Origin of the sequence: Microcoleus sp. LEGE 07076 (assembly GCF_015207455.1) — a bacterium.
Lineage (GTDB): Bacteria > Cyanobacteriota > Cyanobacteriia > Cyanobacteriales > Microcoleaceae > Microcoleus.
Genome location: NZ_JADEWV010000213.1, coordinates 1 through 9639 on the forward strand (window position 1 = coordinate 1; position 9639 = coordinate 9639).

The following is a 9639-nucleotide window of genomic DNA, read 5'->3' on the forward strand; positions in this document are numbered from 1 at the left end:
CTCCCACCTTATTCGGCCGCTGGCAAACTCGAATATTATTATTTGCAACTGTAGGCGTTTTAGTAACGCTGCCCTTTTTTATGGGTTTAATTACCTCCCAATCAGGCTCAAGTTTTTTCTGGACTTTAGGGTATGTAGCGATTTTCGGCCTGGGCTGGGATGCCTTATACATTTATATTCAGCAGTTTCGCTGGGATCGAGATTGGCCCGGTGTATTTCAATTGCTTGCCGGAATTTGGGAAGCGCTTTTTGTGTTATTTTTAATCAAGATTATTGGTTTGCCGGGAATACCTGCCCAAGATTTTGACTTGGGAGCTTTTGCACTGCATTATAGTTTAGTGTGGCTGGCTATTTATCTAGCATCGCAAACACTAATGCGGATTTTTTTTCCATACTGGCGTTTCCGAGGCGGACAGTGGTTTTAAGCATAGATTTGAGTTGCGTATTTTTTTGATTTAAAGCAAAACCGCAGATGTCAGGCAGATAAACACAGATAAACGCAGATGCTTTTCCATATCAGACAGAATTTTGTAGCGCATATCGGCGAGGAATAGTCTCTTTTTTGCCAGCCGAAGGTACAGACCCAACTGAATTTATAGTAAGCTTATTTTAAAATAATTGGGATGATTTAATGCACCCTGCTCCTTGTATATTTTCGTTTTTTTCCGGTTCGGGATTTCTTGACCTAGGTTGTGAATTAAGCGGGTTTAATGTAGCGTATGTCAATGAAATTTTTCCACCTTTTATGCAAGCATACCGATACTCTCGCCAGTGTCTAAACTTACCGCAGCCAGAATACGGACACTGCGAAGGAGAGGAAGCAGATGTCACTCGACTTGTAGAGGGAAAACCAGCACTTCACTTGCGCGAATTGATGCAAGATGCTCGCAAGAAACACGATATTATTGGATTTATTGCCGGGCCGCCTTGTCCAGACTTTTCAATAGGTGGCAAAAACCGAGGCGGGGAAGGAGAGAAAGGCAAACTTTCAGATTCCTACATTGAGTTGATTTGCCAACAACAGCCGGATTTCTTTTTGTTTGAAAATGTCAAAGGTTTGTGGAGAACCAAAAAACATAAAGCTTTTTATGACGAACTTAAAAACAAGTTGGCTGAGGCAGGATATTTATTTGTGGAACGTTTAATTAATGCGATCGAATACGGTGTCCCCCAAGATAGAGATCGGATTATTTTAATCGGTTTCCGAAAAAATATTGTCAAAGATATGGGCATTTCTTTAGAGCGAAACAGCCAAATGTTGCCTGAAGGTGTATTTCCTTGGTCAAGTCAGATTTTGTATCCTAAATCCGAAGTTTTTGCTAATCCTTGGCCCGATAGTAATAGGTTTGCCTGTGATAGTTTTTTGCCTTGCCCTGATGGCATACCCAAAGATTTAACAGTACAGTTTTGGTTCCAAAAAAATGATGTTGCAAACCATCCTAATGCCCAACACTATTTTCAACCAAGAGCGGGAATTAAAAGATTTGCTGCTGTCGATGAGGGAGATGATTCTAAAAAATCTTACAAGCGTTTGCATCGGTGGCGTTATTCGCCGACTGCTTGTTACGGCAATAACGAAGTTCACTTGCACCCTTACAAAGTTCGCAGGCTTTCGGTTGCAGAAACACTGGCGATTCAGTCGCTACCAAAAGAGCTCGCGCTACCAGAAAATATGACATTAACTAATATGTTCAAAACTGTTGGCAATGGAGTTCCTTATTTGGCTGCGCGGGGAATTGCTAAAACAATTTATCAGTTTTTAAATTAAATAGATATTTTAGCTGTAGGGTGTGTGAGGGCGAGTAATCGTTGAATTTAAATTGTGAGATTTTTAACCCTCACGCACCGCGATAACTAGATTTTGGTGCGTGAGGCGCGGTTTAAGATTTATTTATGGGTGGCGCAAGTTAATCGCCGCGCCTCACACACCCTACAGGTTTGTGAAAGTTGTTTTTTAATGAATTAAGAAAAATAAAAGTTCACAAGGCGTTTAGACTTGTTATATAATAGTTGGTTGAGCTTGAAAACCTAGATTTTTTATTTGCCTGCAATTCGCCATGACTGTTAAACCCCGCCGCTATCACATTACTACTTTCGGATGCCAGATGAATAAAGCCGACTCGGAACGGATGGCCGGCATTCTGGAAAATATGGGCTTTGAGTTCTCGGAAGACCCGAATGAAGCTAGTTTGATTCTCTACAATACTTGCACAATTCGCGATAATGCCGAACAAAGAGTTTATTCTAACCTGGGAAGGCAAGCTCATCGCAAGCGCCAAGAACCGGGTTTAACTTTGGTTGTGGCTGGATGCGTGGCGCAGCAGGAAGGTGAAGCGCTGCTGCGGCGGGTGCCGGAATTGGACTTAGTAATGGGGCCGCAACACGCTAACCGACTTGAAGATTTGCTGGAAGAAGTTTTTCAGGGAAATCAAGTTGTGGCGACTGAAGCTGTGGAGATTATGGAGGATATTACTAAGCCTCGCCGCGACAGCAAGGTGACTGCTTGGGTGAATGTAATTTATGGCTGCAATGAACGCTGCACTTATTGTGTTGTGCCGAATGTTCGCGGGGTTGAACAGTCGCGAATGCCGGAGGCTATTCGGGCGGAAATGGAGGAGTTGGGCCGTCAAGGTTACAAGGAAGTAACTTTGTTGGGGCAGAATATTGATGCTTACGGGCGCGATTTGCCGGGGACGAAACCGGATGGCAGCAACCTGCATACTTTGACGGATTTGCTGTATTTTGTGCAGGATGTTCCTGGGGTCGATCGCCTCCGATTTGCTACTAGCCACCCGCGCTATTTTAATGAAAGATTGATTAAGGCTTGTGCGGAGTTGCCGCAGGTTTGCGAACATTTTCATGTGCCTTTTCAGTCTGGAGATAATGATATTTTGAAGGCGATGTCTCGGGGTTATACTCAGGAGAAATACCGCCGGATTGTTGATATGATTCGCTGTTATATGCCGGATGCTTCTATTACTGCTGATGCGATTGTGGGTTTTCCTGGGGAGACGGAGGTGCAGTTTGAGAAGACTCTGAAGTTGATCGAAGATGTGGGTTTTGATTTGGTGAATACGGCGGCTTATTCGCCTCGCCCGGGAACGCCGGCGGCTTTGTGGGAAAATCAGTTGAGCGAGGAGGTGAAGGCCGATCGCCTGCAACGGATCAATCATGTGGTGAGTGCGACGGCGATGGAGCGATCGCAGCGCTATTTCGGACGTGTTGAAGAAGTGTTGGTGGAAGTCCAAAATATCAAAGTTCCCAGTCAGGTGATGGGGCGCACTCGTGGTAATCGTCTCACTTTTTTTAAGGGTGATATTGCTGAATTAGCGGGTAAAATAGTAGATGTTAAGATTACAGATATTCGCGCTTTTAGTTTGACTGGGGAAATGGTGGAAAATTGGTGAACTCTTCTAAGAAGATTTATTTTTTTTGACCGCAGAGAGCGCAGAGGACACAGAGGAAGAGTGGAATTGAGAAGATATGTAGTCTGAAAGCGGTTTGTCTGTGCGTTAGTTGTGCTCTCCGTGTATATTTGTCAAAAAGTACCGGGAGTATTGAAAAATGACACAGATGCGGATCGGGTTACTCTTCGGCGGGCGATCGGGCGAACATGAGGTCTCGATTAGTTCGGCGCGGGCGATCGCCCGCGCCCTCGCTGCAGACGAAAATGACTCTAAATATGAAGTTCTGCCTTTTTACATCCAAAAAGACGGCCGCTGGCTGTCGGGCGAGTCAGCCCAACAAGTCTTATTCACCGGAAAATCTCTGGAAATAAAGCAACAACCAGGACAAGATGACTCTCTCGCATCTAGACAGTTTCCTAATTTTAATGCAGTAGATGTTTGGATACCAGTTTTGCACGGGCCTAATGGTGAAGACGGTACGGTGCAAGGGTTTTTGAAGTTAATGCAAATTCCTTTTGTTGGTTCTGGGGTTTTGGGTTCGGCCATCGGAATGGATAAAATTGCGATGAAAATGGCTTTTGCTGGCGCAGGTTTGCCGCAGGTAAAATACATCGCCGTCAACCGTTCCGAAATTTGGTCGAATCCTTGCGTTTTCCCCAAACTGTGCGACAAAATTGAGGCAGGTTTGGGCTATCCTTGCTTTGTGAAACCGGCGAATTTGGGTTCGTCTGTGGGAATTTCTAAAGTGCGATCGCGCGCCGAATTAGAAGCCGCCCTCGACGGCGCAGCCAGTTACGATCGGCGGATAATTGTGGAAGCGGGTGTGCTTGCTAGAGAATTAGAATGTGCGGTTTTGGGCAATGGCAACCCCAAAGCTTCAACGGTGGGAGAAATTACTTTTAAAAGCGATTTCTACGACTATGAAACTAAGTATACTGAGGGACAAGCCGAGTGGTCTATCCCGGCAAAAGTCAGCGGTGCGATCGTCTCGCAAATTCAAGAAATGGCAGTGCAGGCATTTTTGGCTGTAGACGCAGCCGGTTTGGCACGAGTAGATTTTTTCTACGTTGAATCAACCGGAGAAGTTTTGATTAATGAAATCAACACTTTTCCCGGCTTTACAGCTACCAGTATGTATCCCCAACTTTGGGCGCATGAGGGTATTTCTTTCCCGGAATTAGTAGACCGTTTAATTGAATTAGCTCTGGAACGGCACGGAGATAAAGGTTGAATTGCGAGCCGCAAACTGCTTTGGTCGCAACAGCAAAAAGTAAGTTATTCCGCAGGTAATATATCCATACTAGCGGAAACGATATAAGATGGTTGTGGCAGGCAATGCCTGCCAGCAGCTCAATTGCTGCTGCTGGTCGAGAAACTGAGGATTTTCAGCAGGCTGGTATAAATAAATGCAACATAAAATGGTTGACCCAGAACAGCGAATAGCAGCGTCAATCTCGCATCTGTCATCTCAAACTTTAACTGGGTTAACTTAGATGAGACGTTTCAATCAACTGTCGTATTGGTGGACTTACGGGCTGTTATTTCCCCTAACGGTACTCAACTGCTGGTTGGCACTTTTGGTGTTTGAATATTTTCGCGCCCTGATTACTGTTTTGGTAATCGCTACAGTGTTCTCTTTTTTGCTAGATTATCCAGTGCGCTTTCTGCGCCGATACGGTTTGGCGCGCGATCGGGCTGTTTTGTCGGTATTGTTATTGACTTTACTGGTATTAGTGGTTTTAACGATCACTCTGGCTCCTATTTTGCTCAACCAAATCACTGAACTCGCCACGAGACTGCCGACTTGGATAGTTTCGGGTACGCAACAGATTGAAATGTTCCACAAGTGGGCGGAAAATCGCAATCTCCGTATTGATGTTAGCGGTTTGACGGCTCAATTGAGCGATCGACTTTCAGCTCAATTGCAGTCTCTCACGGGCGAAATCCTCAAATTTGGCTTGGGTGCGGCAGACAGTGCGGTAAATTTTCTCCTGACAATAGTCCTGACATTTTACTTGCTATTGCACGGCGATCACCTGTGGGAAGGATTGTTTAAGTGGTTTCCTTCCAAGCTGAGCTTGCAATTGCGGCTGTTGCTGGCGCGCAGCTTTCACAACTACTTCGTCGGCCAAGCAACTTTGGCTGGTTTGATGGGACTGTCGATGACTGTGGCTTTTTTGATTTTACGAGTTCCTTTCGGATTGCTGTTTGGTTTGGGTGTGGGTGTAATGACGATGATTCCCTTCGGGGCACCTTTTAGTATTTGCATTGTCAGTTTGCTGATTCTATTAAACAACTTTTGGCTCGGCGTCACAGTTTTAGTTGTGGCTACAGTTATCGATCAAGTAATTGAAAGCGGGGTGGCTCCTCGGTTGTTAGGAGGTTTTATCGGTCTGAATCCCGTGTGGATTTTAGTGTCGCTGCTAATAGGAGTGAAGGTGGCGGGATTAGCAGGTTTGATCGTTGCTGTGCCGATGGCTGGTTTTATTAAGAATGCTGTTGATACTTGGGAAACTTCGAGGAACAAGTCGAGGGAATTTGATGCTCTTCATTCTATTGAGCCTGCTGAGCAATAATACTATTTTAGACTTGAGATTAAAAAATTGGGAACGATATCGCAGCCGCTCAAATAACCCCGATCGCCTTTGCAGCCAAGACTTAAGTCTTGACTACAAACTAATTTGATTGCAGTCGCGACCGCTGAGTTCACAAAACTGATTCGATGAAGATTTCTGCCGAGAAAATGCGGAATATGCGGGTAGGCTACCGTAGTATGTATTATCGCATTCAGGTGGCAATTCGCCAGTGCTGACAAAAGCTCGTTAGCGAAGCTTGCAGAAGAGGATCGCACTTACAAGCTGGAATCCAGTATTTGCCTGCAACCGTCCGGTTTCTCCCCCAGCTTGTAGGGTAAACCATACCAGGCAAGTACATCAAACAAATGCTTGAATTAAAATTAGAGAACATTTAGTTCTAAGTTAATTAGAGTAGGTGCTAAAAATGCCAAACCATAATTATAACTCTCGCCCGTTATCCAACCAAATCAATACTATGTCAACCAAAAATATACCAAATCAAACTCAGGGTTATCGCAAGTTTTCTCTGCCGAAAAAACTGGCTTTTTTATCCCTCATTTTGCTCGGCTCCACGGCAACTGTCGGCTGCAACGCCCTAAATTCTCAAGTTCCCGGCTCTTCTAACGCCATCAAATCTGAACCTGCAAATGCAACCCAAATCTCAGCACTGCCTGCAAATATACTGCCTTCTCAAGACTCTAATTTTGTGACTAAAGTTGTGCAGGAAGTTGGTCCGGCAGTGGTGCGAATCGATTCTTCTCGCACGGTGAAAACCCAACAGCCCGATGTTTTGGAAGATCCGTTTTTCCGCCGCTTTTTTGGGCCGGACTCTCCCAGCCAGCAGGGAAATCGGGTAGAACGCGGCTCCGGTTCGGGCTTTGTTTTTGGTTCCGACGGTCGCATTTTGACTAACGCTCACGTTGTTGACGGCGCGGATACGGTGACGGTAAAACTGAAAGACGGTCGCGAATTTGTGGGTAAAGTTTTAGGCGTAGATACAGTTACTGATGTGGCTGTTGTGAAAATTGAAGCTAACAATTTGCCTGTGGTGAGTTTGGGTAAATCTGAAGAATTACAGCCGGGAGAATGGGCGGTGGCGATCGGCAATCCCCTCGGTTTGGACAATACCGTGACTGTCGGGATTATTAGCGCTACAGGCCGTTCTAGTGCCGATGTCGGCGTTCCTGACAAGCGCGTTAGCTTTATTCAAACCGATGCGGCCATCAATCCCGGCAACTCGGGCGGCCCGCTGCTGAACCAGCGCGGTCAAGTTATTGGCATGAATACGGCGATTATTCAAGGTGCTCAAGGATTGGGTTTTGCGATTCCGATCGATCGAGCACAACAAATTGCCGACCAATTAGTAACAACCGGAAAAGCCGAACATCCTTATCTCGGCGTTCGGATGTTGAGCATTACTCCCCAAGTCAAGGCAGAATTCAATAAAAATCCCAACACTAAATTGAGGCTGACTGAAGATAAAGGCGTGTTAGTTCTGGGAGTTGCGAAAAATTCCCCGGCATCAAAAGCGGGAGTTCGTGTTGCCGACGTGATCAAGAAAATCAACGGTTCAGAAGTCAGCGATGCTGGCAGCGTACAGCAAATTGTCGAGAAAAGTACAGTGGGCGCCGATATGCAGCTTGAGTTGAGCCGCAGCGGACAACCTGTGACTGTCTCGGTGAAAGCTGGGGCTTTTCCAGCAGATCAAAAGCAGCAGTAGAACTGTTGCGCGGGTTAAGTTAAGCCAGGGACTTTAGTCCCTGGCTTATTGTTTAAGTTGGTTTCAACCCAGATGTTGCACCATTCTCGATCGCACAGGCTGTCCGGCCTGTTCCACAAGTGCATTTTCTTGTGGGGTGGGCCCCAGAGTCCGCCCATAAAAAGCTTATTAAAAATGGTGCAATATCTCAGTTTCAACTGACTTAAAAATATGGTAAAGTTTGTTTTATTCCCGATCGCTGGGGAGTTCTACTGCGAGCCTAATTATACATTTATAAGCGAGGGAAACCTTGGCAAGGGTATTTGCCTCGGAGCAAGATGTAAACTTAAAGATACTTCTACATTTTTTAGATGTTTATGACTCAAAAACCGTCCCGAACAGTGCAAGCGACGCTACTGCCTGAAGAATATGAAATGCTGCAAGACTTGCGGCAAAAAAAACCAGCGCGAAACCCGCCTCCGAAGCGGATGTCATCCGGCGATCGCATTGCAGACAAAGTTGCGGCTACTGTCGGTTCCTAGAGATTTATCATTATTCAGAACAGCCTTCTAATAATGTGGATTATTCTGAACGTTATTGTGTGGATAAAACACTGGGACCCTTACCCTTTTATCCTGTTGAATTTGATGCTGTCGTTTCAGGCGGCTTACACTGCACCCATCATTATGATGAGTCAAAATCGCCAGTCCCTTGTTGACCGCCAAAGTGCCGAACACGACTATCAAGTAAATGTCAAGGCAGAATTAGAAATTGAACTGCTGCATGATAAAATTGAACGGCTGCACGATACAATCAATACTTGGCGGGAAAAAGAATTTGTAGAAATTTCCAAAATGCTCAAACAGCAACAGCAATACCTCCAGGGGATGGAAGAAAATTTTCGCAAATAGCCGCATTCCTCTGGAGGTAAAAAATATTTTATTTACTTCATTAAAAGGTAGAAAAATGGCTAACATTAATCGGCGGCGTCCTGAAAACATCAGCGGTAATTTTTATGTAGACAGTAGCTGCATTGACTGCGATACTTGTCGGTGGATGGCGCCGGAAGTATTTACTCAAGCGGGAGAACAGTCGGCGGTTTACCAGCAGCCGACAAACGCAACAGCAGAAATGCGAAGTCTTGCGGCTCTTTTGTCTTGTCCTACCAGTTCGATCGGCACTGTTGACAAACCGAAAAAAATCAAAGAAGTTCAGCAAAATTTGCCTGCACTAGTATAGTCATTTCAAATAAGTATGAGACACTCTTCATGCACAATAAGCACGAATAACTTCATCAAGAGATGTGCCAGGAGACGCATACATTTTAGCTCTTTTTAATGCACTAAAATCATGCTCAATATCATTTAAGTCAGGAGAGTATTTTGGTAAAAATATTATCTGATGACCGGCCTCCTCAACCAATAGTCTAATCACCGTCTTACGATGAATGGGTGCATTATCCATAACCAATATAGATGGACTTGTTAAATCTGGCAACAAATATAAAGATAACCATCCTTCAAATCCTTCTGCATTCAAACTACCCATAAACAGCATTGGTGCAATGCCAGTCCTTCTTTCCTTTTCTTCTTCCTGCTACTAAATTTTCTCTTTTTCCCCGTTTTCCTGGTATGAGCGCCATAGACCTTCTTTCCTCTTTTTGAAAGAGCATACACAGAACCTTCAAATTCCTCAAATCCTGACTCATCAATGAATACAATACTTTTACTACCATAAATTTTAATTAATTCTCTCAGATTTCTATAATATTTCATTCTGTCTTCTAGATGAACGAAAAAAATTAGGCTCTTCATTACTTAGTATGCTGATTTGCTTTTAGTTTTGGAGCATCCGGAATTACCTTTACATAATAACCCGGCCGAATTAGCTGCTAGAACAATCGTGTAGCGACGAAATATTAGTTATGCAACCCAAACTTGTGAAGGAACTAAGGCGA

The 9639-nt window shown here is 44.6% G+C and carries 9 protein-coding genes and 1 pseudogene; 9 read left to right on the forward strand and 1 reads right to left on the reverse strand.

Features of this window, described 5'->3' with window-relative positions; all coding sequences use genetic code 11:
• The 9 genes from IQ270_RS24750 to IQ270_RS24785 all read left to right on the forward strand — a co-directional run.
• Positions 1-425 (forward strand): hypothetical protein (locus IQ270_RS24750; RefSeq protein ID WP_193975833.1); only part of this gene is annotated, 425 nt, incomplete at its 5' end.
• Positions 426-631: 206 nt separating this feature from the next.
• Positions 632-1768, forward strand: coding sequence for a DNA cytosine methyltransferase (locus IQ270_RS24755; protein ID WP_193975834.1), 1137 nt, complete (start codon positions 632-634; stop codon positions 1766-1768).
• A gap of 289 nt (positions 1769-2057) precedes the next feature.
• The gene (gene miaB, locus IQ270_RS24760; protein ID WP_193975835.1) at positions 2058-3407 is read left to right on the forward strand and encodes a tRNA (N6-isopentenyl adenosine(37)-C2)-methylthiotransferase MiaB; all 1350 of its coding nucleotides are present in this window, start codon (positions 2058-2060) and stop codon (positions 3405-3407) included.
• A 157-nt stretch (positions 3408-3564) separates the two neighbouring features.
• Positions 3565-4638, forward strand: a complete 1074-nt coding sequence (locus tag IQ270_RS24765) for a D-alanine--D-alanine ligase family protein (protein ID WP_193975836.1) — start codon at positions 3565-3567, stop codon at positions 4636-4638.
• Positions 4639-4900: 262 nt separating this feature from the next.
• Positions 4901-5983, forward strand: coding sequence for an AI-2E family transporter (locus IQ270_RS24770; protein WP_193975837.1), 1083 nt, complete (start codon positions 4901-4903; stop codon positions 5981-5983).
• Positions 5984-6458: 475 nt separating this feature from the next.
• On the forward strand, positions 6459-7703 hold the full coding sequence (locus IQ270_RS24775) for an HhoA/HhoB/HtrA family serine endopeptidase (RefSeq protein WP_228056669.1): 1245 nt from the start codon (positions 6459-6461) through the stop codon (positions 7701-7703).
• 356 nt (positions 7704-8059) lie between these two features.
• Entirely contained in the window at positions 8060-8224 is a 165-nt protein-coding gene (locus tag IQ270_RS31430; protein WP_228056670.1) for a hypothetical protein, read from the forward strand.
• Between the two features lie 12 nt (positions 8225-8236).
• Positions 8237-8593: a DUF1003 domain-containing protein gene (locus IQ270_RS31435; protein ID WP_339384313.1), complete on the forward strand. Its 357-nt coding sequence runs from the start codon at positions 8237-8239 to the stop codon at positions 8591-8593.
• 55 nt (positions 8594-8648) lie between these two features.
• Complete coding sequence (locus IQ270_RS24785) at positions 8649-8921, forward strand: ferredoxin (RefSeq protein WP_339384312.1); 273 nt, start codon at positions 8649-8651, stop codon at positions 8919-8921.
• Between the two features lie 27 nt (positions 8922-8948).
• Here the strand turns inward: IQ270_RS24785 and IQ270_RS24790 are convergent.
• A pseudogene (locus IQ270_RS24790) lies at positions 8949-9472 on the reverse strand (transposase); the annotation flags it as partial.
• Positions 9473-9639 lie beyond the last annotated feature (167 nt).

What these genes read in the sequence shown, in the direction of transcription:
- IQ270_RS24765 (WP_193975836.1), top strand. Translation starts at nt 3,565, where the DNA reads ATGACACAGATGCGGATCGGGTTACTCTTCGGCGGGCGATCGGGCGAA.
- miaB (WP_193975835.1), top strand. Translation starts at nt 2,058, where the DNA reads ATGACTGTTAAACCCCGCCGCTATCACATTACTACTTTCGGATGCCAG.
- IQ270_RS24775 (WP_228056669.1), top strand. Translation starts at nt 6,459, where the DNA reads ATGTCAACCAAAAATATACCAAATCAAACTCAGGGTTATCGCAAGTTT.
- IQ270_RS24785 (WP_339384312.1), top strand. Translation starts at nt 8,649, where the DNA reads ATGGCTAACATTAATCGGCGGCGTCCTGAAAACATCAGCGGTAATTTT.
- IQ270_RS24770 (WP_193975837.1), top strand. Translation starts at nt 4,901, where the DNA reads ATGAGACGTTTCAATCAACTGTCGTATTGGTGGACTTACGGGCTGTTA.
- IQ270_RS24755 (WP_193975834.1), top strand. Translation starts at nt 632, where the DNA reads ATGCACCCTGCTCCTTGTATATTTTCGTTTTTTTCCGGTTCGGGATTT.
- IQ270_RS31430 (WP_228056670.1), top strand. Translation starts at nt 8,060, where the DNA reads ATGACTCAAAAACCGTCCCGAACAGTGCAAGCGACGCTACTGCCTGAA.